We start from the raw sequence: 24,529 nt of genomic DNA, 5'->3' as shown, positions 1-24,529 counted from the left end.
TCCATTTCTTTTTTCATTTTGACAGGTTGTGAATTGAATTGTATAATAAATGTGTAATGAAAGAAAGGTGAGATTACTTATGGCTGAATACATGGTTCATACAAGAGGTGAAGTGACTAAAGTTGATGAAGAGAGACATACTTACATCATTACAGCAAACAGCCAAGAAGAAGCAGCTTTGCTTGCCAAAAATGCTTTCTCAGAAATGTATGGAAGTTCACCTGAAAATATCGCTGCCTCCTCTTCAATGGTTAATCGCAATCTGAAAGGCTGGTTAGCTGTTATCTTACTCTCAATTGCTATCATTTTATCATTTCGTAATTGGTTTGTTGGAGGCTCTACGAAAGCAGTTGTATTTAAGCCTAATTTAATTGGTGGAATCTATGCCACCTTCATTTACGGTGCATACCTTGTTCGATTCAAAGGAGTGCATGAATTATTTCATTCTATTTTAGACACAGCACTTCTTATTGTAAATATTGTTACTTTATCAGGAATTATCAATATGTTATTGATAACCGAGAGATTTTCCGTTTTAGGTATTGGTTTTCCTATTGACACACATTATGTGATACTATTCGCTATACTTATTTCTTGGATTGGATTAAAATCTATCAGTGGTGTTTGTTTGATAGTTGTAATCCTTCTGGGAATGCTGAAATTGGTAACAATAAATGCAGCTATGGGGAATATGGGAATATTGTATGTGCTATCGGTTACCCTAGGTGTTCTCTTATATGCTAGTATAGAGCCGAGTATCATTGATGCAATGCCATTTTTTTATGACTCTCTTGAGAAACAGAGTCGTTGGGTAAAAAGCGATATTTCTTCATTCCAAGATACATCAACTATGGTTGGAAAACAACTTTTGAAAAAGTCAAAGAAAGGAAAAAGGTAAAGCTTAAAAATGAGTAAGAAAAGTATTTTTAAAGGATTATTCTTAGTTTTTTTATCACTGTCGTTAGGTGCTTGTGCAAAAAATAGTAATCAAACAGCGGAGCAAAATGAGGAAAAGGGACGCTATATAACCGTTATCAATAAGACTGGTGAAGTAATTAAAGATTTGACTATTTTGGCTGATGAGGGGACAGAAGTTACTAGTGAGACAGATCCGTATTCATCAGATACTGATAGTATCAGTATTGAAATTCCTAAAGCATATGAAGAACATTCAGATTTTACTATTGTATTAACCTCGCGCCATGATTATGAATATACGGTAAAAAAAACAATAGAAGACCCAAATGGGCGAGTTGAAGTAACGGTTAAAGAAGATGATAAAACCAAAGATGGAAATTGGCTTGATAAACTTTTTAACGATAATAAGGAGTAAGATCCTGACTAGAGTGGTTTATCTTTCGGATTTTTAAGAATAGGTATAAGGAGTAAACACATGGGTTTGTTTTCAGGTTTGATGGGCAATGCCTCACAGATGAATAATGACAAGGTAGAGCAGGAGTTGGCAGACATCCTTTTGGATGCGGAACAGGTAGAAATGGCCTTTAGTTTGGTCCGCGACTTGATTGTTTTTACCGAGTATCGGTTGATTTTGGTGGACAAGCAAGGAATGTCAGGCAAGAAGGTTTCCTACAAGTCTATTCCCTATCGTTCGATTTCACGATTTACGGTCGAAACCTCCGGTCATTTTGACTTGGATGCTGAATTAAAAATTTGGATTTCTTCTGCGGCAGAGCCAGCAGAAACTCTCCAGTTCAAGAGTGACAAGAGTGTTATTGCTATCCAAAAAGCCTTAGCATCCGCAGTTTTGGGGAAATAATCCTAACAATATCGGTGTAGAATGAGTAGAAAGTGTATCCGCTTTCTACTTTTTTTGATATACTAAATATAGACAAATACAATAGGTGTTTTTATGTCAAAGATAGGTTTAAAAGATTGTTTACTGATTGTTATGGGTGGGATCTTGTATGCCCTAGTTTTGAATATGTTGGTTATTCCCCATGAGTTTGGAGAAGGTGGGGTCACAGGGCTTGCCTTGCTTTTTTACTACACTATGGGCATGGAAGCAGGGGTAACAAGTTTTATATTCAATGGTGTTCTCCTAGTTTTGGCCTACCGTTTTTTGAGTAGAGTAAGGGTCTTCTATACTTTTTTGGCAGTGGGTTCTATGTCGGCGACTATGTATGTGACAAGATTTCTACAGGCCCAATGGCTTCCTCTTATTCCCTCTGCTATAGTAGCTGGTCTAGCGACTGGTTTGTCCATGGCTCTGGTTCTTAAAGGAAACGGATCAACAGCAGGTAGTGACATAGTTGCCTTATTATGTAACAAATATTTCAATTGGAAGATTACAAGGGTTATTTTGATTTTTGATATTTTGGTAGTGACACCCTTGGCTTTTAAAATTGGTTGGTTCAAAACGTTTTGGACCCTGGTTATGGTCTTTCTTATCAGTAAAGCCTTAGACTTGTGTTTGACCAAATGGAAATAGGATAGAACCTGTATTCACCAGTCAGTACTGGACGGTGAGTATAGGTTTTATTTTTTGAATTGGCTTCTTTCCAAACTTTTTTAATTTTTCGACTTGACGCTGTATTGTTTGTATGATATAATTAAGACATCAAAACAAAGGTACAAACAGGAGCGTGTTATGAATTCAGAGAATGTCTTGTTACGAATTGAGGGAATGAGTAAGGTCTATGGTCAGCAGGCTGCGGTAGATCAGGTATCCTTTGCCATCCAGCGTGGAGAGATTTGTGGTTTGGTTGGACAAAATGGTGCGGGGAAAACAACTCTAATCCGAATCTTGTCAGGGCTGATTTTTCCAACGACGGGTCAGCTGATTTTTCCAAAACCAGTTAAGATGGGAGCTATTATCGAATCGCCTACCCTCTACCCCAATATGTCTGCCTGGGACAATCTTATGTATGCAGCTCTGCAATTGTCCTTAGAAAATCCAACGGAGCGTATCAAGCAAGTGCTGAACTTAGTTGGTTTGGGGGATGTGGATCGGAAGAAGAAGGTCAAGAATTTTTCCCTTGGGATGAGGCAGCGGATGTCCATTGCCTTGGCGATTATTGACTTTCCAGAGTTTTTGATTTTGGATGAGCCAATCAATGGTTTGGATCCGTCTGGGATCAAGGAGGTGCGTGATATCATCCTGCGCTTGCGGGGTGAGTACGGAATGACGGTCCTGATTTCTAGTCATATCTTGTCGGAGTTGGAGTTGTTGGCAGATCGTTTTGTCATCATGCACAAGGGCAAGGTCATTCGTGATCTGACCAGGGCTGATTTGGCAGCGGTTGTGGCGAGAAAGCTCTATCTGGATACGGCAGACAATGCAGCTGTGAAGGTTTATTTGGAAGAAAAGGGGCTGGAAGTTAGTTTGGAAGAAGCTGGTTTGGTCTTGGATGCGGATGAACATGTTCAATCTCTTATTGATTTGGTGGGTCAATCAGGGATTGAAATTCTGGAGATTTACCGTCAGGGCCAGCATTTGGAAGAGTATTATTTGAGCTTGTTGAACTAGGAGGAAGTGGAAAATGAATTTGGTGAAAGCAGATTGGTATCGTATTCGTAAGGAAAGATTATCCTTGGTTAGTCTGGCAATATTGATTGTTCTCAGTCTGATTTTGGCTTATAGCAGTAGTCAGGAACTGACTGCTGTTGGGGCGGAGGATATTCTGTCTAACTGGACAAACTTGTTGCCTCTCTTTTTTGTGGCACCAGCCAAGATTTTCTTTTGGGATGATTTCCAGTTTCGGACAGTCAATAATAGTCTGGTACGTACCCAGAACCGTTTGAAGATTTTTACTCACAAGTGGTTGTCTAGTGTGGGACTTTGTGTCTTCTATGTCTTATTTGCCTATATGCTGACTGGTTTTGCTCGTCAGATGATGAATGGAGCAACAGATTACGGGGTTCTTTTAGAAGGTTTTGGTTATCAGTTGCCCTTTTATATTGTGATTGCTAGTTTTTGTACAATCTTGTTTGTCATTTTCCCAAAAATCTATCAGGCTTACATGGTCTATATATTGATTGCCTTCTTGTTTGATCAGTTGTTCATGATGGCGACAGGCATTCTTCTTAAAACGGATTTTTTTTCGGACTTTATGATGTTTTCACAATTATCTGTAGCGGCTGACTTGGAGAACTTGCTCTCTTGGCCGTCAATCTTGGCACGGGTCTTTAGTTTGGGCTACTTCATCTGCGGTGCTCTGCTATTTTCAAAAAAGGAATTGAAGTAAGAATAGGCAATCTCGAGAGAGGTTGCTTTTTGTGAAAACGTATTATTTTGATTTCCAAGGTAAATCCTCACCTTAATGCTGAGAATGTGTTATACTAGGTAAGTTGCAAGTCTGATACTGGTTAGTTCGCTGCCAGTGGAAATAATTGTTACAAATAAAGTGAGATAAGGTAGCTTCGTACTGCCTTTTAGAAAAGAGAATACATTGAAATTTACTGAATTAAATCTGTCCGAAGACATTTTGCTTGCCGTTGAGAAGGCGGGGTTTGAAACGCCGTCACCAATTCAGGAGCAGACCATTCCGCTTGCTTTGGAAGGCAAAGATGTGATTGGTCAGGCACAGACAGGTACAGGAAAAACTGCAGCTTTCGGTCTGCCAACCCTCAACAAGATTGACATCGACAATCAAGCTGTCCAAGCCTTGATTATTGCCCCAACACGTGAGTTGGCGGTACAAAGTCAGGAAGAACTCTTCAAATTTGGTCGTGAAAAGGGTGTAAAAGTTCGCTCTGTTTACGGTGGTTCTAGCATTGAAAAACAAATCAAGGCCCTTCGTTCAGGTGCCCATATCGTAGTTGGTACACCTGGTCGTCTCTTGGACTTGATTAAGAGAAAAGCCCTCAAGCTTGACGGAGTTGAAACCCTTATTCTTGATGAGGCGGATGAAATGCTCAACATGGGCTTCTTGGATGATATTGAAGCGATCATCGAACGTGTGCCAGCAAGTCGCCAGACCCTTCTATTTTCTGCGACCATGCCTGAGCCAATCAAGCGTATCGGTGTCAAGTTCATGAAAGAGCCTGAGCACGTTAAGATTGCGGCCAAGGAATTGACCAACGTCAACGTGGATCAATACTATATCCGTGTCAAAGAGAATGAAAAATTTGATACCATGACTCGCCTCATGGATGTTGATCAGCCAGAATTGTCTATCGTCTTCGGTCGTACCAAACGCCGTGTCGATGAATTGACTCGTGGACTCAAACTGCGTGGTTTCCGTGCAGAAGGGATTCACGGAGATTTGGACCAGAACAAGCGCCTTCGTGTCATCCGAGATTTTAAAAATGACCAGATTGATGTCCTTGTTGCGACGGACGTTGCGGCGCGTGGTTTGGATATTTCAGGTGTAACGCATGTCTATAACTACGATATTCCACAAGACCCAGAAAGCTATGTGCACCGTATCGGTCGTACAGGTCGTGCTGGTCAATCCGGTCAGTCTATTACCTTTGTATCTCCCAATGAAATGGGTTACTTGGCTATCATCGAAGATTTGACCAAGAAACGTATGAAAGGTCTCAAGCCAGCAACTGCTCAGGAAGCATTTGAAGCCAAGAAGAAAGTTGCTTTGAAGAAAATTGAGCGTGAAATGGCGGATGAAACCATCCGTAGCAATTTTGATAAGTTCAAGAAAGATGCTATTCAGTTAGCGGCTGAATTTACTCCTGAAGAGTTAGCGCTTTATGTATTGACCTTGACTGTTCAGGATCCAGAAAGTCTGCCAGAGGTAGAAATTGCGCGTGAAAAACCATTGCCATTCAAGTTTGCTCCTGGTCAAGCCAAAGGCAAAGGTGGACGTGGTGGTCGCGACCGTGATCGTGGTGGCCGTCGTGACAGTGACCGCAACCGAGACCGTGGAGGACGCCGTGGTGATCGTAACGACCGCAACCGTCGTGATGACAAGTTCAAACGTGACAACCGCCGTCAAGACAACAAAAAACCACACCAACGCACTTCAAGCGAAAAGCAAACAGGCTTTGTAATTCGCAATAAGGGTGAGAGATAAGCCGTATTTGACAGACCATAAAGAGTGGTCTGTTTTTTTAAAATCTATTTAGAAAATAATCGAAATAGTTCTTGACAAACAATAAAAACAGAGTATAATTCTATTTAGAAATATTTCTAAATAGATGGACAAGGAGGCTTATTATGGGATTGTCTGAAACCTTGAAGGCAATTTCTGCTCCTATTCGTAGGCAAATTTTAGATAGTCTTAAGTCGGGGCCGAAGTCTGCTGGGGAAATTGTAGAACAATTTCATTTAACAGGAGCAACAGTTTCTCATCATTTATCCACTTTGAAAAAAGCTGGATTAATTTTGGAGGAAAAGCAGAAAAATTTTATTTATTATCGTCTAAACTATACGGTCTTTGAAGAAGTCTTGGTTTGGATTGCAAGTTTTGGAGGGCAACAAGATGAAGAAAATTGACATAAAAACTTTATTTGCAACTTCTAGTATATTCCTACTGATTGCTTTATTGACGATTTATTACTATGGAGCATTGCCGGATACCATGGTAACGCATTTTTGGGTAAATGGTGAGCCAAATGGCACTATGGCCAAGTATATGGTGACAATTTTGACACCGCTACTATTCTTTTATGTTCACCTATTCATTTGTGTACTTTATGATGTGAAAGGGATAGGGAAAACACCAGTCATTCGAGTGGTCAAATGGCTTTTTCCGCTACTGGCTCTCATCATTCAAGTTTCTTTACTCTGGTATAATTTAGGAGGAGAATTAGATTACCGTAGGCTTGTCATTGGACTGCTGGCTATCGTCTATATGCTAATAGGGAATTATTTACCCAAGGAGGAATTGGATAGCAAGACCAATGAAATAGAACGAAAGGGAAGAAAGCAGGCAGGCTATCTCTTCATTATTGGTGGATTATTGTTGCTAGTTAGTCTAATAGGCTCACCATCCCTATCTATCCTTGTGCTGATTTTGTTTGGTATATCTGTCATAACCTTGAGTCTCTATTATTTTTATCGTCGTTACAAAACTGCTTCATAATTGGAGCAGTTTTTGTTATACTAGAAGTAGTAAAACAGGAGGGGTGACCATGGGCATTTTGACAATGGATAAAGCTTTTGTATTCTAAAAAACAATACAAAGGAGAAAGACATGATTACTTACAAACAAAATCCTCAACTTGATTTTCAAGCAGTCCTTGAAATCTATGATTCAGTTGGTTGGACAAATTATACTGACCGGCCTACCATGTTACAGAAGGCCTTGAAACATAGCCTGTTTGTTCTTGCGGCCTTTGACGGTGACCGACTAGTTGGTCTTTTGCGGGCAGTTGGTGACGGGCATTCAATCGTTTTTATTCAGGATATCTTGGTCCTGCCAACCTATCAGCGTCAGGGAATTGGTCGCACTCTTTTAGAGCAAGCCATTACCCACTTTCCAGGTATTTATCAGCTTCATCTCTTGACGGACAATACTGAGAAGACACGGTCTTTCTATGAGGCACTCGGTTTTACGGCTGTTGATAGTTTAGGCTGTGTTGCTTATACTTATTTAAAATAAGAAACAAACAAGAAAAGCAGAGGCTGGTTGACCAGCCTCTTGCTGTGAGCAGGTGATTTGAAATTCAAATCAAAAAGAGTAGAATAGAACTACCGATAATTAGTGATAATAAGGAGAAATATTATGGCAACTCTACTGATTGTAAAAGCCCATCCCCTCGATGCACAAAAATCCTATGCTTTGCGGGCCTTGGAGGAATTTCAAGCACGATACGCTAGTTTGCATCCAGAAGATAAGATAGAAGTAGTTGATGTCTTTGAAGACCAAATTCCAGCCTTGGACAAGCCCCTATTTGAAGCAATGGGAGCAGCTAAGAAGGGAGTAGAAATCAATCCAGAACAAGCCGAACGTCTAGAACGCTATAATGAGTTAACTAAGCAATTTTTAGCCGCAGATGCTATTGTCGTCATCAACCCTCTATGGAACCTCAATGTACCCAGTCAGCTGGTGTCCTGGGTCAATACCATCAATGTAGCAGGCCTGACCTTCAAGTATGGACCGGAAGGATCTATCGGATTGGTCAAAGGAAAAAAACTCCTGCACATCCAGTCCAATGGTGGTGTTTATACAGGTCAGGATCCAGCCGCCCAGTATATTAAGTCTATCTTTGAATTTTTAGGCTTTGAAGACATTCATCAGGTCTTTATCGAAGGGCAATCTGCCGATCCAAGTCAGGCTCAGGTTATCTATGATAAAGCGATGGTTAAGATTGATAAAATTTTAGAAAGTTTTTAATAGTAAAAAAGATTTTGGAGATTATCTAAGTCTTCTTGCTTTCGCCTACATTTTTACTATTTGCCAATCGAGAATTTAGTCAAGCTACATCAGATGTTATTGAAAAGGCAGAACACCTGCTGGATAGAAAGACATGGACAGAGGAGGAAGTCAAAATGGAGAACAGTGGCTGTCTAATCTCCCTTCAATAAAAGATGTCTTGGCTTAGCCATCTTTCTGCTGATTATCCGCCCTAATTTTCATTTCTTTTCACAAAATATTGAAATCGTTTTCTCATTGTGCTATAATTGAAGTAGGAAAATACGAGGAGGAAATCCTATGTCAGTTAAAGATTTTATGACCCGCAAAGTTGTTTACATTTCACCAGATACAACCATTGCCCATGCGGCTGATTTGATGCGTGAGCAAGGCCTGCACCGTTTGCCTGTAATTGAAAATGACAAATTAGTCGGCTTGGTGACGGAAGGAACCATTGCTGAAGCCAGTCCATCTAAGGCAACCAGTTTATCTATCTACGAGATGAACTATCTTCTGAACAAGACTAAGGTCAAGGATGTCATGATAAAAAATGTCATCACTGTTTCAGGCTATGCTAGTTTGGAAGATGCTGTCTATCTTATGTACAAAAACAAGGTCGGTATCTTGCCTGTAGTGGATAATGGACAACTCTATGGCGTCATTACTGACCGAGATGTATTTGCAGCCTTTCTCCATGTGTCAGGTTATGGCGAAGAAGGTGTTCGTGCACGTTTCCTTGTGGAAAATAAGGCAGGGGAGTTAGAAAAAATCATCCGTCTGGTAGCTGATAAAGAATATAATATTGTTTCTACTGTCCAACTAGCGACTAAGTCAGGCAAGGTTGTGATTGAAGTCCAAATTGATGGTAAGGTAGATGTAGAAGAAGTTCGTAGCCTATTCGAGGGTGCGGGTTTGCAAATTGATAGTCTAGTACCAACTGTTGCAAAAAATATCTAAAAGTCGAGATTTCTCGGCTTTTTCTTCTTTTTGTAAAGAAGTTTTGACTAGACAAATTAGTTATATGGTATAATAAAAGGGATTACGAGAGGAGGAAGTATGGGATATAAGAAATACAAAAAGTATAGAGATGACGATATAGAGAGTATCCTGCTTGTTCTAGTCTTCGGTTTGTTCAAAATTCTAGGGAAAGTTGTCTTACCAATGCTTGGTAAGCTTTTCCAGCGTGATAATATCAACCGTTTTTTGCATGGGGATAAAATCAACCGCTTGCAGACCCTCCAACTCAGTATTCGGTCTGGTTTTGAAAAACACCAGCAATTGTTGGCGGAAAATGGTGAGGATAAAGCAGTTTTAAGCTTGCGTAGTCGCATCTTGGGAGAATTATTTGAATTAGACCAATTGTATCAAAAGAATGGCAAATACCTGGATGCCTTTCAAAGCAAGGAAATTGTCGATACCTTGCAACTCAAGTATCAATTGAAAATACCTGAGCAGACTTCCTCCTTTACTGAAAGTCATGATAATCTGAAAAGTGAGCGTCCTCCTAGGCAAGCTAAACCTGGGGACGAGCAAGCCTATATTGCAGAATTGGCTCCTGAAATTCTTGAAACTTATTGCAATATTCAAAGGGACAACCAAGTTATACTGGAAAAACTTGAAAATATGCCAGATAAGCGGGAAGAGTTGACAGCTATTCATGAAGCCAATATGAGCCGCTTTAGGGATATTTTACAAGGTTATTTGAAAATCAAGGAATCTCCAAAAGATTTTTTCAATGCAGAGGAGCGCCTTGCCCAGGCCAAGCTGGCTCTGGAAACCTTTGACAGGGATTTGGACGATACCATTAAACAATTTAACGAAGCAGATATGCAGGATTTTGAAATCAGCCTGCGCATGATGAAGAAGAAAGAGGGATAAAATGTCAGGATTTAATTTCGATATTGATCAGATTGCTAACAATAGTTTGTCAACCAAGGACAAGACCACAGAAATCATTCAAGCAACACCTGCTGGAGATTCGACCAAGGTATCTTTTTTGGCACAGTTGACACCAGAACAACAGACAGGCATTCGGGCCAAGGCACCGCAATTGGTAGATAATTTCTTGGCCAACCAGAATGCTCTCTTGGACTTCGGTAAGGAAGCCGTGGAAGAAGTCAATGCAACGGTCAACCACATTCTGTCTGAACAGAAAAAGATTGAAATTCCACAGGTGGATGAGCTCTTGGCCAATACCAACCGTGAATTGAATGGCTTTGTGGCTAAGTATAAGGACATTGCGACAACTGCTGAGTTGGAAAAGAAACCAGGTTTCTTCCAGCGCTTGTTTAAGCAAACCAAAAATGACTTGCAGGAATTTTACTTTGATTCGCAGACCATTGAAAAGAAAATGGACAGCATGGCAGCCAGCGTGGTCAAGCAAGAAGAAGTTTTGTCCCGCAATATCGTGTCAGCGGAGCTCTTGATTGAGAACAATACCAAGTCTATTGAAAATCTAGTCGGTGTCATTGCCTTTATCGAAGCGACTGGTCAAGAGGCTGCCCAGAGAGCAAAAGCAGAGCAGGAACGCTTGGCAGGTCTGCAACCAACTACGGTAGACTATCAAGTTGCTTCTGAAAAGCTGGCGCGTGTGACGGAAGTTGCCAATATTCTGGAACAACAGCACTCTGAATACATGAGTCGCCTCTATGTTGCCTGGACAACAACGCCGCAAATGCGCAACCTTGTCAAAGTTTCATCAGATATGAAACAACGTCTGGGTATGTTGCGCCGCAATACCATTCCGACAATGAAGCTGTCTATTGCCCAGTTGGGTATCCTCCAACAGTCTATCAAGTCTAGTCAGACAGCGGATGCCATTGTCAATGCCAACAATGCTGCTTTGCAAATGCTGGCGGATACCTCAAAAGAAGCCATTCCGATGATGGAACGCACCGCTCAAAATCCTACCCTTTCAGTAGCTTCTGTTACTAAGTTGGCAGAGAGTTTGGTCGCCCAAAACAATGGGATTATTGCAGCTATTGATGAAGGTCGCCAAAAACGTCGTGAGCTGGAAGCGGCCATTATCCGATCTGCTGAAACCATCAATGATTCTGTAAAATTGCGTGATCAGAAGATTATCGCTGCCTTATTGGATCAAGGTAAGGCGGCTCAGTCAGAGGCAGAACAGCCAATTGAACCAGCTGAATAAAAAAACGTATTTGCTGGAATTTTGACAACTGCGGTCAATCTGCGGAACAACCACTTGAAACAACTCAATAATACAAAAACTGCAGATTTTTTGAGTCTGCAGTTTTCATGTTAGTTACGTTCCAGAGGTTTTTTATCTCGGTCCAGTGTAAATCCCTCACCTAAAACTTCATGTGCATCTGTAATGGTGATAAAGGCGTGGGGATCGATGCGATGAATGAGTTCCTTCATTTCTTGTAATTGACTTTTATAGACGACAGAGTAGATCATATTGATATCGGTCTTGCTGTAAAAACCTTGAGCCTTGATAAAGGTGACACCGCGTTCAATTTCACTATCAATGGCTTGAGCAAGTTGTTCGGATTTTTGTGAAACAATCATCACTCCCTTGCTACCATATCCACCCTCAGTGACAAAGTCAATGACACGGGAAGCGATGGCTACCATCATCAAGGTATATAGGACAGTTCGTAGATCCTTAAAGACAATGACAATTAAAGTTAGAATTAGGATATCAATGGCTAGGATAATTTGTCCAATAGAATAGGGAGTGTATTTATGACCGATACGGGCGATAATATCACTTCCTCCAGTTGTTCCCCCTGAACGAAAGATGGTTCCCAACCCCAACCCCATCAGAATGCCACCTAAGATACTGACCAAAATCAAATCTTGCTGGAGATTGATGGAGAAAGGGATTTTTTCAAAAATGGCCAGCCAAACAGTAACAGCCAAGGTCCCTAAAATACTGAGATAGAGAGTTTTTTTACCTAATATTTTCCAACCAAGAATAAACAAGGGAATGTTGATCACAATGTTCATTACCCATGGTTGAATATGGAATAGGTAATAAATAATGAGTGCTAGTCCAGTCGCTCCTCCCTCAAACAAGCGATTGGGCATGATGAGGTAATTTAGTCCAAAGGCAAATAAACCAGCACCAAGCAAAATCAAGACTATATTCTTTATACGGATCATAGGGCCCTCCCAAGAAATCTATATATCAATTGTAAAAGATTTTCATATAAAAAACAAGTCCATTTTTCAAGTGATTTTTTGCCTATTTTTTGGTAAAATGGAATGAATATCTAATAAGTGAGGGAAAGATGGGTAAGGGTTTTTTTGTTACATTTGAAGGTCCAGATGGGGCTGGAAAGACAACGGTTTTGCAGGAATTGTTACCAGCCTTGCAGGAGTTTGGACCAGAAGTGGTGACAACCAGAGAACCGGGTGGAGTGGCCATTGCTGAGGAGATTCGCAATATTATTCTCAATCCTGCCAATACGGAAATGGATGATAAGACGGAACTTTTACTGTTTATCGCAGCCCGTCGCCAGCACTTGAAAGAAAAAATCTTACCTCCCTTGGCTGAGGGCAAGTTGCTTTTAATTGATCGCTTTATCGATTCTTCCATTGCTTATCAAGGCTTTGGACGTGGTCTAAATGTGGATGATATAAATTGGCTCAACCAGTTTGCGACTGATGGTCTGAAACCTGATTTGACCCTCTATTTTGACATTGACGCAGAAGAAGGTCTGGCCCGAATTGCTCGCAATGCGGATCGAGATGTGGATCGTCTGGATATGGAGAAAGCGGATATGCACAAACGGGTTCGGCAGGGCTATCTCAGCATTTTAGAAAAAGAGCCAGAGCGATTTGTCAAGATTGATGCTAGTCAGCCCTTAGAAGCAGTTGTTGCAGATGCATTGGCAGTGATTCAGAAACGGTTTGCGGAACAAAAATGAGAATTGAGGAACTAAGACAGTTACAACCAAGTATATTTCAGCGGTTTGTGACTATTTTGGAGCAAGGCCGACTGGCCCATGCCTATTTGTTTGCTGGTGATTTTGCCAGTTATAAGATGGCTATTTTTCTCAGCCAGTCCATCTTTTGTCAGGAGAAGGTTGGTGTGTTACCTTGTCAGAATTGTCGAACTTGTCGTTTGATTGAAGCGGGTGAGTTTTCAGATGTGACCTTGCTAGCTCCGCAGGGCAATATCATCAAGACTGAAACTGTTCGTGAATTGGTCAAGAATTTTTCCCAGTCTGGTTTTGAATCAAGTAAACAGGTTTTCATCATTCGGGATGCAGAAAAAATGCATGCAAATGCAGCCAATTCCCTCCTTAAAGTGATTGAAGAGCCTCAATCGGACATTCATATTTTTCTCCTGACCAATCAGGAAGAAGCAGTGCTTCCAACCATCAAGAGCCGGACTCAGATAATTGGTTTCCCTAAAAATCTGCCAGCCTTGGAACGCATGTTGGAAGAAGAGGGCTTGTTGAAATCTGAAGCATCTCTATTGGCTCGATTGGTCTCCAGTCAAGAAGAGGCAAGAAAGTTAGCAGAAAATAAGAATTTCCTAGACTTAATTGGCCAGTCTAAAAAGTTTATCGATTTGCTCCTTGGCAACCCAAATCAAGCCTATTTGCAGGTAGGGACTTTAGTTGCATTGGCTTCGGAAAAAGCAGAGCAGGGGCGCTTGTTTGACTTGCTCAGTTTATTGTTGGCTGAGAGGATGATGGAGGAAAGTGCACGAGAACAAATGGATGCAGTCTTGAAAGCCAAACACATGTGGCAGGCCAATGTCAGCCTACAGAATAGTTTGGAGTATCTGACATTAAAATAAGCAGAAAGGAAGACCATGGATAAGAAAGAAATTTTTGATGCCCTAGATGATTTTTCACAAAATCTCTTGACCACCTTAGCAGAGGTAGATGCCATAAAGAAGCATTTACAGGGTGTCATTGATGAAAATACGACCTTGCGTTTGGAAAATTCCAAATTGCGCGAGCGTCTTGAGAAGGAAGATAAGATAGGCCATAAGTCGTCCAACTTTGGTAAGGAAAACTTGGAACATATCTACGAAGATGGCTTCCATATCTGTACCTTCTCTTATGGACAACGCAGGGAAAATGATGAACCTTGTATGTTCTGCATTGAATTATTGAATCGAGAATAGCATGAAAGTACAAAAATCATTTAAGGGACAGACTAGCTTTGGGACCTTATATCTGGTTCCTACCCCTATTGGAAACCTTCAGGATATGACCTTTCGAGCTATCCAGACCTTGAAAGAAGTCGATGTGATTGCAGCTGAGGATACGCGAAATACAGGTCTCTTGCTTAAACATTTTGAGATTGAAACCAGACAAACCTCTTTTCATGAACACAATGCCCATGAAAAAATTCCTGTCTTGATTAATTGGCTCAAGTCGGGTCAATCCATTGCCCAGGTATCTGATGCAGGTCTGCCTTCTATTTCGGATCCTGGTCATGATCTGGTCAAGGTCGCCATTGAAGAAAACATCCCAGTTGTAGCCCTACCTGGTGCTTCAGCAGGTATTACAGCCTTGATTGCCTCGGGATTGGCTCCCCAGCCTCATATTTTCTATGGTTTTTTACCGAGAAAAGCAGGGCAGCAAAAGGATTTTTTCCAAGAAAAACATGCCTACCCTGAAACACAGATTTTCTATGAATCTCCTTATCGGGTAGCGGATACCTTGGAAAATATGCTATCTGTCTATGGAGATCGCCAAGTGACTGTCGTTCGGGAATTGACCAAACTCTATGAAGAGTACCAGCGAGGAAGTATCACAGAAGTTCTCAATTATCTGGAGGAAAATCCACTTAAGGGTGAGTGTTTAATCATCGTTGCAGGTGCTGGCGAAGAAGTGTTTCCATCTGTAGATGAAGTGGATTTAAAGGCAGAGGTGGAGAAGGAAATCGTAATGGGCCGCAAACCCAACCAGGCCATCAAGGAAGTAGCTAAACGCTACCAAATCAAAAAACAAGAAGTATATGATCTATATCATGGACTAGGTTGAGTCTAGTCCTTTTCTCATTTTCCGTACCTTTTCTGAGAATGTAGCTTATTTTATGGAATTTTCAGAATACTTGTGATATAATGAACAGACTAAATTTTTGGAGGGATTTTATGACAATCTACAACTTCTCTGCAGGTCCTGCAGTATTGCCAAAACCAGTGCTTGAACGTGCCCAAGCTGAATTCTTGGATTACAATGGTTCGGGAATGAGTGTTTTGGAGATGTCTCATCGCTCCAAAGACTTCGATGATATTATCAAAGGGGCTGAAGCAACACTGCGTGAACTCATGGCTATTCCGAATAACTATAAAGTTATTTTCTTGCAAGGTGGAGCATCTTTGGAATTTACCATGATTCCTCTCAATTTTGCCCAAGGTAAAAAAGCCTACTATTTAGTAGGTGGTTCATGGGGTAAAAAAGCCTATACTGAGGCTGTTAAGCTATCTAAGACTATTGACTTTGAACCAATTTTGTTGGGCTCTACAGAAGATATCACCTATGCAGAATTGCCAACTTTTGATAAAAACGATATCGATCCAAATGCAGCCTACGTACATTTGACAACCAACAATACCATCGAAGGTACTGCTGTTTACGACATTCCAGATACCAACGGCGTTCCAGTTATTGGTGACATGTCTTCAAACATCTTGGCGGCACGCTACAATGTGGAAGATTTTGCCATGATTTATGCTGGCGCTCAGAAGAACATTGGTCCTGCTGGTGTGACTGTTGTCATTATCCGAGAGGATTTCCTTAACGATCAACCAATGCTTTCAAGCATGTTGGACTACCGTATCCAAGCAGAAAACGAGTCATTATATAACACACCACCTGCATACTCAATCTACATTTCTAAGCTAGTATTTGAATGGGTCAAAGAAATCGGTGGTGTGGATGAAATGGAAAAAATCAACCGCGAAAAGTCTGACTTGCTTTATGACTACATTGATCAGTCTAATTTCTACAAAAACCCAGTACGTAAAAAAGAAGAGCGTTCTGTAGCCAATATTCCATTTGTGTCACCTAGCGAGGAATTGGATGCCAAGTTCGTTAAAGAAGCATCAGCGGCAGGCTTTAAGAATATTAAGGGACACCGTTCTGTTGGTGGTATGCGGGCTTCGCTTTACAACGCCTTCCCACGCCAAGGTGTGGTCGATTTGATTGACTTTATGAAAAAATTTGCAGCGGAGAATGCTTAATGGAAATTCGTCTTGCACATCCCAATGAAGTAGGATCAATTTGTCAGATTATGGATCAGGCCAAGGCTTTCCTAGCAGCTTCTGGCAGCAGCCAGTGGCAAGGTGCTTATCCTGATCAAGATACGATTTTTGATGATATTTTAACAGGCAAGGGCTATGTTGGTCTGGTGGACGGAAAAGTTGCGGTTTATGCGGCTGTATTTCGTGGGACCGAGGCTGCCTATGAAGCCATCTATGATGGCAAGTGGCAGCACAATAATCCCCTTTACACCACTATTCACCGTGTGGCAGTAGCTAAGGACTATCGGGGGCAAGGTGTGGTTCAGACCTTCCTGCAAGGAATTATTGAAGGACAAAAGGGACCAGACTTCCGATGTGACACCCATGAGAAAAATCTGGTCATGCAGCACATTCTGGAAAAGCTAGGCTTTGTCTATTGCGGCAAGGTGCCCTTGGACGGTGAACGACTAGCCTATCAAAAAATCAAGCACAAGAGCGAACGCAGTCTGTATCAGGAGATTAGTGAAGACGATTGGTGGTTGCTTGGAAATAATTAAAAATATGAAAGAAAGTCAGGCGGAGGCTCTTCCGCCTTTTTAGGTAAGAATAATGGTATTTAGCGTACGAACATTTAACAATATTAACCAAGTTGGTCTAAAGGAATTGGGCAATCGTTTCCAGATTGATGGTGATCATGCAGCAAATCCAGATGCCTTTATCATCCGTTCTGAAAACTTGCATGGCTTTGATTTTCCTGAAAATCTCAAGGCCATTGCACGTGCTGGCGCAGGAACAAATAATATTCCTATCGAAGAAGCAACTGAGAAAGGGATTGTGGTCTTCAATACTCCTGGAGCCAATGCCAACGCCGTAAAAGAAGCAGTCATTGCCTCTATCCTCTTGTCTGCGCGTGACTATATCGGAGCGACAGCTTGGACCAATACCTTGTCAGGTGATGATGTGCCAAAACAAGTTGAGGCAGGTAAGAAGCAGTTTGCAGGGACTGAAATTTCAGGCAAAACCCTTGGTGTTATCGGACTCGGTGCTATCGGTGCTCGTATTGCCAATGATGCTCGCCGTCTAGGGATGAATGTTCTTGGCTACGATCCTTACGTATCAATTGAAACAGCCTGGAGTATCTCAAGTCACGTCAAACGTGTGGATGATTTGAAAGAAATCTTTACCAATGCCGACTATATCACTGTCCATGTTCCTTTGACGGATAAGACACGTAATTTGTTCAATGCGGACAGTTTTGGTCAGATGAAAAAAGGGACAACCTTAATCAACTTTGCCCGTGGTGAGTTGGTCAACACTACCGACTTGTTTGAAGCTATTGAAGCAGGTGTTATCAAGAAGTACATTACCGACTTTGGTACCGAAGAAGTGCTTAATAAGGACAATATTATCGTCTTCCCACACGTTGGAGGCTCAACAGAAGAAGCAGAACTTAACTGTGCCATTGCAGCTGGTCAGACCATTCGTCGCTTTATGGAGACAGGTGAAATCATTAACTCAGTCAATTTCCCAAATGTCAAACAATTCTTGGATGCTCCATATCGAATCACTCTGATCAATAAAAATATTCCAAATATGGTGGCTAAAATCACTACAGCTGTTTCTGAATTAGGAATTAACATTGACAATATCATCAACAAGTCAAAAGGTGACTATGCCTATACCTTGCTGGATTTGGATGAGGCGGATAAGACCAAAATTGACGCTTTGGTTGCTAATTTTGAAGCAACAGATGCCATTGTCAAGGTTCGTGTTATCAAAAATAAAAACTAAGTATGTATGTAAAAACCATTTACCAGAGTCCGCTTGGTCCCATGTCCTTGGTTACAAGTGACGGAGGTTTGCGCGGTGCCTGGTTTGAGGACCAGAAGTTTTTTGAACGGGGGCTAACAGAACAGGCAGTTATAGGTTCACATCCTATATTAGACCAGACAAAGCAACTATTGGATGCTTATTTTTCAGGTCAAGAAGTGGATTTTTCTTACCTTCAACTTGATGCTATTGGAACGGAATTTCAGGAAAAAGTCTGGCAGCTATTAAAAGAGATACCGCATGGCCAGACGACCAGCTATGGGCAACTGGCCCAGCAGCTCGGACTTCGGTCTGGTCAGGCAGTGGGGGGAGCGATTGGGCGTAATCCCTACTCTATCATTGTTCCCTGTCATCGTGTTCTGAATCAAAAGGGACAATTGACAGGTTATGCAGGTGGCTTGGATAAGAAAATCTGGCTCTTGCAACATGAAAATCCACACTTTGAGGTGAAGAAATGATATTATTTTATGAATATCCTAAATGTTCGACCTGCCGAGCGGCCAAGGCAGAGTTGAAGAGTTTGGGCTTGGAATTTGAGGCTATTGACATCAAGGCAACACCGCCCAGTGCAGATCAGCTCAAAGCCTGGATGGAAGCAACGGGTCTTGAATTGAAAAAGTATTTTAACACATCAGGCAATAGCTACCGTGAACTTGGTCTGAAAGATAAATTTGATAGTTTGACTGTGGACCAAGCATTAGACTTATTAGCTAATGATGGCATGTTGATTAAGCGTCCCTTGCTGATTCAGGATGGAAAAATCTTGCAGATTGGCTATCGAACAAAATATGAAAATCTCGGTTTATAGGGCCGAGATTTTTTGATGATTAAGCTAAAATTCTAAAGAGCATATTCCACGGTGATGTACTCATGGTGCTGTTTGAGCGTATCAAGGATATGGGGTTTCTTGGCTACAAGTTGCCGCATGATGTCATGTTCCAGTTCATGAAGGTGAATTTTTATTTTTACTTGCATGCCTTGTTTGTAGATATGAATATCCACGTCCTCTGTTTCCTCTAGGTACTGTTCAAGAATCTCATATAAACATTCTTGAATTTCAGGTAGATGGACGGTACCATGGGCTAGTTCTTTGAAAGAGGAGATGAGTAGATTGAGGGGTTCCTTGAATGAGATTAGGGCAAGAGCAAGGGTTACGAAGAAATCACCAGTATAGTGCAGAAAATCCAGAGGGCTCTTGTTAGGGATAAAAGCAAGAAATAGAAAGGCGATACCAATGGCGGCTGAAATCAGACCATCAATAAGATTGCCCTTGGCTTCAGCTGCAATGATGGTGGAAATATTGCCGATTTTTTTATTCATATAGTTATTGTAGGCATAAAGACCAAAGCAGACAAAGAGCATAATACTGGTGTAGGGGATAACAGGTCCAGTGGTCATCTTGTGTCCAATGCCATGGACAAAATATGCAAAGGCTGTCGCTGCTGTTTCCAAAACTGCAAAAACAAGCAGGAGTAAGGTAGCCAAGGATTTCATAATGGCATAGAGTGGTTCAAGAAAGTGAAGTCCTTGAGGAAAGGTTGCCGTTTTCCTATGACTATGCTTGGAGATATGGTATGCGACCAGAGAAGATATAAAGGCAATGAGGGAAAAAACGCTATCAAGCAAGAGGGCATTTAGGTCAGTCATAATGTAGACTGCGAGACCTGCCAAACCACTGAGCCCATTGACCAGGGCAGAGATGGTTAAAGAGCGTGCTTCAATTTTCTTTGGATCCATTTCATCTCCTCCTTAACTGGTTCTATATATTCAGTATACTATATTTTGTAATCGGTTTCAAAAATCTTGCCTTAAAGAAAAAGAGGGTCTTCCCTCTTCTATGGTAAATCAATTTCCATGACAATCGGTGTGTGGTCTTGACGGGCACCGGAGTCAATCATATCTGACTTGGTGACTTGATCAGCAATACGGTCGCTGACCAACCAGTAGTCGATTCTCCAGCCTGTGTTGTTGATTTTGCTAGTGCGGCTGCGTTGAGCCCACCAAGTATAGGCGTTGAGGACATCCCCATGTAAGTGGCGGAAGGTATCAGTGAAACCTTTAGCAAGTAGATTTGTAAATCCTTCACGCTCTTCGTCTGTAAATCCTGGTGACTGGCGGTTGCTGGCTGGGTTGGCAAGGTCGATTTCTTTGTGGGCAACGTTGTAGTCACCTGTAGCTAGAACAGGTTTTTGGTTGTCAAGCTGTGATAGGTATTCAGCATACTGGACGTCCCAGATTTGGCGGTCTGAGAGTCTCTTCAAGCCATCGCCAGCATTTGGCGTATAAACCTGGGTAACATAGAAGTCGTCAAACTCGAGCGTGATGATGCGCCCTTCAGAGTCCATAGTAGTTGGCGCCCCAATCTCTGGGAAGATAATGGTCGGTGTCAGGTGGTTTTTAAAGAGGAAGAGAGTACCGGCATAGCCCTTGCGAGCAGGCTCAACCGATGAACGCCAGGTATTTTCATAGCCAGGGAAGTAGCTTTCAAGAATTTCCAAGTGTTTTTTGGTAGGCCCTTTGTCAGAGAGCTTGGTTTCCTGAATGGCAATAATGTCGGCATCTTCAGCGACCAGCGTGTCAATCACGGCGCGGGATAGGAGGGCGCGTGGGGATTCAGCCGTCAGAGCAGCATTGAGGGAATCAATGTTCCAAGAAATGAGTTTCATACAGGTTCCTTTTCTAGTTTCTTACTATTTTTACATTATACCAAAAATCAAACTTGTAGGCGAACAAGGGAACTTGAAAAAATTTTTCAAATATTGTGTTACAGTATTAAAAGTATGGTACAATAGTAACAAAGAAATCTTTGTTTTCGGAGGTTGTTATGAAAAGAAAATTGATTGGCTTTGCCTGGCTTGCTCTTATCTTAGAAATGATGGTCTATTACTGGTATCAGCTACCCGCCATCAATGTGTTTAGTTTGGGTTTCTGGGTTTTCGTTTTGCAATCGACAGCCCTGGCCTGGTTGATTTTACTCTTTAGCAATCCTAATAGTCTTATTCAACAGGCGACCAAAGTCACTGGCCGACAACGTCAGGTGACAACCTACAATATCAATCCTAAACTGCCTGCATTTCTTAGTTGGACAGGTCGCCTTTGGCTCTTGGTGGTTCTTGCCTTGGTTGGACTGGGCATTTTCAACTCTCCAATCTTTCGAGCTAAAGATTATGCGGCGGTCATTTCAGTAACGGATGCGGATTTCAAGTCGGATTTCCCAGAAACAGATATTTCCAAACTGGCCCTTTTGGACCGTGCTTCGGCTGAGAAAATCGGTGACACCTATCTGGGCACCATCGACAAGGTATCCCAGTTCGGCATTTCGGATGATTACCGTCAGATTACCATCGGTCAGCAGCCTTTCCGTGTGTCGCCCTTGGAGTATAAGTCTTTTTGGAAATGGCTGAGCAACCATCAAGACGGGATTGGCAACTATGTTAAGGTCAATCAGACGACAGGGAAAGCAGAGCTTGCCAAGCTGAGTAAGTCCATGCATTACTCCGATTCGGAGTATTTGTTCAATGACACCCTGCGTCATCTCCGTCTGCAATACCCAACAACCATTTTTGGAAAACCATCCTTTGAAGTGGATGATGAGGGCAATCCTTACTATATCGCAACGACCTACCAACCAAAATTTGGTTTCTCTTCCAATGACCCGACAGGTGCCATTGTCTTGGATGCGGTGACAGGGGAGAGTAAGGAGTACAGTCTGGCAGACATTCCTGAGTGGGTGGACCGTGTCTATTCGGCTAACAATGTAATTAGTCGTGTCGATGACCATTATACTTACCAAAATGGATTCTGGAATACCATTTTCAGTCAAACAGGGGTCAAACATACAACCGACAGTTATAACTATATTTCCATTGGTTCTGATATTTACCTCTATACAGGAATTACTTCTGCCACTGCAGATTCTTCCAACCTTGGCTTTATTCTGGTCAATATGCGGACCCGTGAAATCACAAACTACAAACTAGCTTCAGCGACTGAAACTGCTGCCCAAGAATCGGCAGAAGGGGAAGTACAGGAAAAGGGCTATCAGGCAACAGCACCAAGTCTGGTCAAATTAGCAGATACTGCCTACTACTTGGTTTCTCTCAAAGATGATGCTGGTTTGGTCAAGTCTTATGCTTTGGTCGATGCGGAAGACTACCAACAAGTAACAGTCAACAATGACGTTGCCAACCTGATTTCTCAGGTAACAGGTACAGATGCTTCAAGTCTTGCAGGCTTGACTGCGACTGGTACTGGTGAGGAAAGCGAAGACGTGGAAGTGATTTCTGGCAAGGTGGAAGCCTTAGCCAGCCAGATGATTGGTGGTTCAACGGTTTACTATATTCAATCAGAAGGTCAAATTTACAAGGTTAAGGCAACAGAAGACAGTACAGACAAGTTGCCATTTATCAAGGTGGGAGATAACTTTACAGGCCAACTGGATAAGAACAATTACCTGAAAAATGTGACCATTGGTCAAGAATAATTTGAAAGAAGAGCAGGACTTGCCCAAAAGGTAACTTGCTCTTTTTTTATATTGATGCTGAATAATCATTTTTATGATATAATGTGGCAGGCTTTAAGTGTCGAATGAGTTGATACTGAGGCACAGACCGAACTAGGGTTTGTCTTGCCGAAAGTGACAAAGATTTAAATTTCATTCAGTGACACTGTTTGGCTAGCTGGCGGATAATTCTTTGCCAGAGGGCTGAAGAACAATTAAGCTATCATATTTTAAGGAGTAACTTGTGAATTTATTCAGGAAAAAGCAAGCTGAGAGTCGGATCAATCACATGCGACGACACTTGGGTTTGTTAGATTTGATTATGTTAGGTATTGGTTCCATGGTGGGAACGGGAATTTTTACGGTCACTGGCCTAGCGGCGGCGCAATATGCGGGTCCAGCTTTGATTCTATCGATTGTAATTGCCGCAGTTTCTGTTGGTTTAACAGCCTTATTTTACGCTGAATTTGCCTCTCGAATCCCGACAAACGGTGGAGCTTATGGCTATCTCTATGCGGTATTTGGTGAATTTCCTGCCTGGCTTGCAGGCTGGTTAACCATTATGGAATTTTTGACAGCAGTGTCCAGTGTGGCATCGGGCTGGGGTTCTTATTTGAAAGGGCTATTAGCCAATTTTGGTATTGCTCTGCCGACGGCCTTGAATGGTACTTTCAATTCAGCCCAGGGCACCTATATTGACCTTTTACCAGTCTTGGTTTTGGTTTTTGTAGTCGGAGTGGTCTTGCTCAATTCTAAGGCTGCCCTACGCTTTAACTCGGCTCTAGTTGTATTGAAATTCTCGGCACTAGCTCTTTTCATTATTGCTGGGATCTTCTTCATTAAACCTGAGAATTGGTCCAATTTTGCTCCATTTGGTTTTGGAGCAGTTTATGGTGGTCAGGCTGGGATTATGGCAGGAGCTTCTCTGATGTTCTTTGCCTTCCTTGGTTTTGAGTCTATTTCCTTGGCGATTGATGAAGTCAAAAGCCCTGAGAAGAATGTACCAAAGGGAATTGTATTGTCCCTGTCTATCGTAACCATTCTTTACATTGTCGTGACCTTGGTCTTGACCGGGATGGTGCATTATAGCAAGCTTAATGTAGCGGATGCGGTTGCCTTTGCCCTTCGTGAAGTGGGCTTGGGCTGGGCAGCAAGTTATGTGTCTGTCGTAGCTATCTTGACCCTGATTACGGTATGTATTTCCATGACCTACGCCCTTTCTCGTATGGTATATTCCATTAGCCGTGATGGGCTCTTGCCTAAATCGCTCAGTCAATTGACAGCAACTAGCAAGGTTCCTAAAAATGCGACTATTTTAGTGGGTATCTTTGCGGCAATCTGTGCAGGAATTTTCCCTCTGGCTAGTATTGCCAGCTTCCTCAATATTTGTACCCTGGCCTATCTGATTATGCTGGCCCTTGGCCTTATTCGCTTGCGTCAGGTTGAAGGTTTACCCAAAGAAGGTCAATTTAAAACACCTTTCGTACCAGCTGTGCCAATCCTTTCTATCATTATCTGTCTGTCCTTTATGTTCCAGTACAGCCTGGATACCTGGATTGCCTTTGGAGTGACGCTCATTGTAGGAAGTTTGATTTATCTTTTCTATGGCTATAAACATTCGGAAGTTCATTCCAAATAAGCAAATTAAATATAGTAAAAAGAGATGGTTTTGTGAACTGCACCCCAAAAGTTAGACACAAAATCTAACGATTGGGGTGTTTTTCTTATGAAATTAAGTTATGAAGATAA

General features: G+C 41.8%; 28 protein-coding genes. 25 read left to right on the top strand and 3 right to left on the bottom strand.

Going from position 1 to position 24,529, the window contains the following annotated elements; genetic code table 11:
- Positions 1-79 precede the first annotated feature (79 nt).
- The 14 genes from ACEE44_RS01605 (at position 80) to ACEE44_RS01540 (ending at position 11,424) form a co-directional block, all read left to right on the top strand.
- A complete protein-coding gene (locus tag ACEE44_RS01605; RefSeq protein ID WP_318819481.1) occupies positions 80-898 on the top strand; it encodes a hypothetical protein in 819 nt (272 codons plus the stop codon).
- Positions 899-907: 9 nt separating this feature from the next.
- Positions 908-1,333, top strand: a complete 426-nt coding sequence (locus tag ACEE44_RS01600; protein ID WP_172000381.1) for a hypothetical protein — start codon at positions 908-910, stop codon at positions 1,331-1,333.
- A 60-nt stretch (positions 1,334-1,393) separates the two neighbouring features.
- On the top strand, positions 1,394-1,777 hold the full coding sequence (locus ACEE44_RS01595) for a PH domain-containing protein (RefSeq protein WP_024397275.1): 384 nt from the start codon (positions 1,394-1,396) through the stop codon (positions 1,775-1,777).
- A gap of 93 nt (positions 1,778-1,870) precedes the next feature.
- Positions 1,871-2,449, top strand: coding sequence for a YitT family protein (locus ACEE44_RS01590; protein WP_172091631.1), 579 nt, complete (start codon positions 1,871-1,873; stop codon positions 2,447-2,449).
- 159 nt (positions 2,450-2,608) lie between these two features.
- Entirely contained in the window at positions 2,609-3,487 is an 879-nt protein-coding gene (locus tag ACEE44_RS01585) for an ATP-binding cassette domain-containing protein (protein ID WP_172091632.1), read from the top strand.
- Between the two features lie 13 nt (positions 3,488-3,500).
- A complete protein-coding gene (locus ACEE44_RS01580; protein ID WP_449171017.1) occupies positions 3,501-4,205 on the top strand; it encodes a hypothetical protein in 705 nt (234 codons plus the stop codon).
- Positions 4,206-4,409: 204 nt separating this feature from the next.
- The gene (locus ACEE44_RS01575) at positions 4,410-5,990 is read left to right on the top strand and encodes a DEAD/DEAH box helicase (protein WP_449171016.1); all 1,581 of its coding nucleotides are present in this window, start codon (positions 4,410-4,412) and stop codon (positions 5,988-5,990) included.
- Between the two features lie 143 nt (positions 5,991-6,133).
- Positions 6,134-6,412: an autorepressor SdpR family transcription factor gene (locus tag ACEE44_RS01570; RefSeq protein WP_105112794.1), complete on the top strand. Its 279-nt coding sequence runs from the start codon at positions 6,134-6,136 to the stop codon at positions 6,410-6,412.
- Positions 6,399-7,001, top strand: coding sequence for a DUF1648 domain-containing protein (locus tag ACEE44_RS01565; RefSeq protein WP_449171015.1), 603 nt, complete (start codon positions 6,399-6,401; stop codon positions 6,999-7,001). The genes ACEE44_RS01570 and ACEE44_RS01565 overlap by 14 nt, the downstream gene beginning before the upstream one ends.
- Before the next feature lie 111 nt (positions 7,002-7,112).
- On the top strand, positions 7,113-7,520 hold the full coding sequence (locus ACEE44_RS01560) for a GNAT family N-acetyltransferase (RefSeq protein WP_449171014.1): 408 nt from the start codon (positions 7,113-7,115) through the stop codon (positions 7,518-7,520).
- 123 nt (positions 7,521-7,643) lie between these two features.
- Positions 7,644-8,255 (top strand): FMN-dependent NADH-azoreductase, encoded by a 612-nt coding sequence (locus ACEE44_RS01555; RefSeq protein WP_449171013.1) that lies wholly within the window; start codon positions 7,644-7,646, stop codon positions 8,253-8,255.
- Between the two features lie 318 nt (positions 8,256-8,573).
- Positions 8,574-9,230 carry a CBS domain-containing protein gene (locus ACEE44_RS01550; RefSeq protein WP_222328611.1) on the top strand — a complete coding sequence of 219 codons (657 nt, stop codon included), beginning with the start codon at positions 8,574-8,576 and terminating at the stop codon, positions 9,228-9,230.
- A 99-nt stretch (positions 9,231-9,329) separates the two neighbouring features.
- Positions 9,330-10,151, top strand: a complete 822-nt coding sequence (locus ACEE44_RS01545) for a hypothetical protein (RefSeq protein WP_332410887.1) — start codon at positions 9,330-9,332, stop codon at positions 10,149-10,151.
- A 1-nt stretch (position 10,152) separates the two neighbouring features.
- Positions 10,153-11,424, top strand: a complete 1,272-nt coding sequence (locus tag ACEE44_RS01540) for a toxic anion resistance protein (protein WP_449171012.1) — start codon at positions 10,153-10,155, stop codon at positions 11,422-11,424.
- A gap of 110 nt (positions 11,425-11,534) precedes the next feature.
- Here ACEE44_RS01540 and ACEE44_RS01535 read toward each other — a convergent pair whose 3' ends face one another.
- Positions 11,535-12,401 carry a YitT family protein gene (locus tag ACEE44_RS01535; protein WP_332410882.1) on the bottom strand — a complete coding sequence of 289 codons (867 nt, stop codon included), beginning with the start codon at positions 12,399-12,401 and terminating at the stop codon, positions 11,535-11,537.
- Between the two features lie 128 nt (positions 12,402-12,529).
- On the opposite strand from ACEE44_RS01535, the gene tmk reads away from it, so the two are divergent.
- The 9 genes from tmk (at position 12,530) to ACEE44_RS01490 (ending at position 19,087) form a co-directional block, all read left to right on the top strand.
- A complete protein-coding gene (tmk, locus tag ACEE44_RS01530; RefSeq protein ID WP_449171011.1) occupies positions 12,530-13,168 on the top strand; it encodes a dTMP kinase in 639 nt (212 codons plus the stop codon).
- Positions 13,165-14,049, top strand: a complete 885-nt coding sequence (locus tag ACEE44_RS01525) for a DNA polymerase III subunit delta' (RefSeq protein WP_449171010.1) — start codon at positions 13,165-13,167, stop codon at positions 14,047-14,049. Before tmk ends, ACEE44_RS01525 begins: the two co-directional genes overlap by 4 nt.
- Before the next feature lie 15 nt (positions 14,050-14,064).
- On the top strand, positions 14,065-14,382 hold the full coding sequence (yabA, locus tag ACEE44_RS01520) for a DNA replication initiation control protein YabA (RefSeq protein ID WP_105117394.1): 318 nt from the start codon (positions 14,065-14,067) through the stop codon (positions 14,380-14,382).
- A gap of 1 nt (position 14,383) precedes the next feature.
- Complete coding sequence (gene rsmI / locus ACEE44_RS01515) at positions 14,384-15,247, top strand: 16S rRNA (cytidine(1402)-2'-O)-methyltransferase (RefSeq protein ID WP_449171009.1); 864 nt, start codon at positions 14,384-14,386, stop codon at positions 15,245-15,247.
- Between the two features lie 110 nt (positions 15,248-15,357).
- Entirely contained in the window at positions 15,358-16,449 is a 1,092-nt protein-coding gene (gene serC / locus ACEE44_RS01510) for a 3-phosphoserine/phosphohydroxythreonine transaminase (protein ID WP_449171008.1), read from the top strand.
- Positions 16,449-17,006 (top strand): GNAT family N-acetyltransferase, encoded by a 558-nt coding sequence (locus ACEE44_RS01505; RefSeq protein WP_449171007.1) that lies wholly within the window; start codon positions 16,449-16,451, stop codon positions 17,004-17,006. The genes serC and ACEE44_RS01505 overlap by 1 nt, the downstream gene beginning before the upstream one ends.
- Positions 17,007-17,058: 52 nt before the next feature.
- Positions 17,059-18,240 carry a phosphoglycerate dehydrogenase gene (locus ACEE44_RS01500; protein ID WP_449171006.1) on the top strand — a complete coding sequence of 394 codons (1,182 nt, stop codon included), beginning with the start codon at positions 17,059-17,061 and terminating at the stop codon, positions 18,238-18,240.
- Positions 18,241-18,242: 2 nt separating this feature from the next.
- A complete protein-coding gene (locus tag ACEE44_RS01495) occupies positions 18,243-18,737 on the top strand; it encodes a methylated-DNA--[protein]-cysteine S-methyltransferase (protein WP_449171005.1) in 495 nt (164 codons plus the stop codon).
- Complete coding sequence (locus ACEE44_RS01490) at positions 18,734-19,087, top strand: arsenate reductase family protein (RefSeq protein WP_449171004.1); 354 nt, start codon at positions 18,734-18,736, stop codon at positions 19,085-19,087. Before ACEE44_RS01495 ends, ACEE44_RS01490 begins: the two co-directional genes overlap by 4 nt.
- A gap of 32 nt (positions 19,088-19,119) precedes the next feature.
- Here the strand turns inward: ACEE44_RS01490 and ACEE44_RS01485 are convergent, their stop codons facing one another.
- Positions 19,120-20,016 (bottom strand): cation transporter, encoded by an 897-nt coding sequence (locus ACEE44_RS01485; protein ID WP_449171003.1) that lies wholly within the window; start codon positions 20,014-20,016, stop codon positions 19,120-19,122.
- Positions 20,017-20,114: 98 nt separating this feature from the next.
- Positions 20,115-20,945, bottom strand: a complete 831-nt coding sequence (locus ACEE44_RS01480; RefSeq protein WP_449171002.1) for an exodeoxyribonuclease III — start codon at positions 20,943-20,945, stop codon at positions 20,115-20,117.
- Positions 20,946-21,103: 158 nt separating this feature from the next.
- Here ACEE44_RS01480 and ACEE44_RS01475 point away from each other — a divergent pair, with 158 nt between their 5' ends.
- Both ACEE44_RS01475 and ACEE44_RS01470 read left to right on the top strand, forming a co-directional pair.
- On the top strand, positions 21,104-22,762 hold the full coding sequence (locus ACEE44_RS01475; RefSeq protein WP_449171001.1) for a hypothetical protein: 1,659 nt from the start codon (positions 21,104-21,106) through the stop codon (positions 22,760-22,762).
- A gap of 262 nt (positions 22,763-23,024) precedes the next feature.
- Positions 23,025-24,419 (top strand): amino acid permease, encoded by a 1,395-nt coding sequence (locus tag ACEE44_RS01470; RefSeq protein ID WP_449171000.1) that lies wholly within the window; start codon positions 23,025-23,027, stop codon positions 24,417-24,419.
- Positions 24,420-24,529: the final 110 nt, after the last annotated feature.

This window comes from Streptococcus sp. 32226D021BW, from assembly GCF_053545015.1.
This window is presented reverse-complemented; position numbering and strand designations above follow the sequence as displayed.

Excerpts from the sequence above, each read along its gene's own strand:
- ACEE44_RS01555 (WP_449171013.1), top strand. The coding sequence starts at position 7,644 with ATGGCAACTCTACTGATTGTAAAAGCCCATCCCCTCGATGCACAAAAA.
- ACEE44_RS01580 (WP_449171017.1), top strand. The coding sequence starts at position 3,501 with ATGAATTTGGTGAAAGCAGATTGGTATCGTATTCGTAAGGAAAGATTA.
- ACEE44_RS01480 (WP_449171002.1), bottom strand. The coding sequence starts at position 20,945 with ATGAAACTCATTTCTTGGAACATTGATTCCCTCAATGCTGCTCTGACG.
- rsmI (WP_449171009.1), top strand. The coding sequence starts at position 14,384 with ATGAAAGTACAAAAATCATTTAAGGGACAGACTAGCTTTGGGACCTTA.
- ACEE44_RS01490 (WP_449171004.1), top strand. The coding sequence starts at position 18,734 with ATGATATTATTTTATGAATATCCTAAATGTTCGACCTGCCGAGCGGCC.
- ACEE44_RS01525 (WP_449171010.1), top strand. The coding sequence starts at position 13,165 with ATGAGAATTGAGGAACTAAGACAGTTACAACCAAGTATATTTCAGCGG.
- ACEE44_RS01535 (WP_332410882.1), bottom strand. The coding sequence starts at position 12,401 with ATGATCCGTATAAAGAATATAGTCTTGATTTTGCTTGGTGCTGGTTTA.
- ACEE44_RS01550 (WP_222328611.1), top strand. The coding sequence starts at position 8,574 with ATGTCAGTTAAAGATTTTATGACCCGCAAAGTTGTTTACATTTCACCA.
- ACEE44_RS01540 (WP_449171012.1), top strand. The coding sequence starts at position 10,153 with ATGTCAGGATTTAATTTCGATATTGATCAGATTGCTAACAATAGTTTG.
- ACEE44_RS01495 (WP_449171005.1), top strand. The coding sequence starts at position 18,243 with ATGTATGTAAAAACCATTTACCAGAGTCCGCTTGGTCCCATGTCCTTG.
- ACEE44_RS01570 (WP_105112794.1), top strand. The coding sequence starts at position 6,134 with ATGGGATTGTCTGAAACCTTGAAGGCAATTTCTGCTCCTATTCGTAGG.
- ACEE44_RS01485 (WP_449171003.1), bottom strand. The coding sequence starts at position 20,016 with ATGGATCCAAAGAAAATTGAAGCACGCTCTTTAACCATCTCTGCCCTG.
- ACEE44_RS01500 (WP_449171006.1), top strand. The coding sequence starts at position 17,059 with ATGGTATTTAGCGTACGAACATTTAACAATATTAACCAAGTTGGTCTA.
- tmk (WP_449171011.1), top strand. The coding sequence starts at position 12,530 with ATGGGTAAGGGTTTTTTTGTTACATTTGAAGGTCCAGATGGGGCTGGA.
- ACEE44_RS01585 (WP_172091632.1), top strand. The coding sequence starts at position 2,609 with ATGAATTCAGAGAATGTCTTGTTACGAATTGAGGGAATGAGTAAGGTC.
- ACEE44_RS01605 (WP_318819481.1), top strand. The coding sequence starts at position 80 with ATGGCTGAATACATGGTTCATACAAGAGGTGAAGTGACTAAAGTTGAT.
- ACEE44_RS01560 (WP_449171014.1), top strand. The coding sequence starts at position 7,113 with ATGATTACTTACAAACAAAATCCTCAACTTGATTTTCAAGCAGTCCTT.
- ACEE44_RS01600 (WP_172000381.1), top strand. The coding sequence starts at position 908 with ATGAGTAAGAAAAGTATTTTTAAAGGATTATTCTTAGTTTTTTTATCA.
- ACEE44_RS01505 (WP_449171007.1), top strand. The coding sequence starts at position 16,449 with ATGGAAATTCGTCTTGCACATCCCAATGAAGTAGGATCAATTTGTCAG.
- ACEE44_RS01595 (WP_024397275.1), top strand. The coding sequence starts at position 1,394 with ATGGGTTTGTTTTCAGGTTTGATGGGCAATGCCTCACAGATGAATAAT.
- serC (WP_449171008.1), top strand. The coding sequence starts at position 15,358 with ATGACAATCTACAACTTCTCTGCAGGTCCTGCAGTATTGCCAAAACCA.
- ACEE44_RS01475 (WP_449171001.1), top strand. The coding sequence starts at position 21,104 with ATGAAAAGAAAATTGATTGGCTTTGCCTGGCTTGCTCTTATCTTAGAA.
- ACEE44_RS01565 (WP_449171015.1), top strand. The coding sequence starts at position 6,399 with ATGAAGAAAATTGACATAAAAACTTTATTTGCAACTTCTAGTATATTC.
- ACEE44_RS01545 (WP_332410887.1), top strand. The coding sequence starts at position 9,330 with ATGGGATATAAGAAATACAAAAAGTATAGAGATGACGATATAGAGAGT.
- ACEE44_RS01590 (WP_172091631.1), top strand. The coding sequence starts at position 1,871 with ATGTCAAAGATAGGTTTAAAAGATTGTTTACTGATTGTTATGGGTGGG.
- yabA (WP_105117394.1), top strand. The coding sequence starts at position 14,065 with ATGGATAAGAAAGAAATTTTTGATGCCCTAGATGATTTTTCACAAAAT.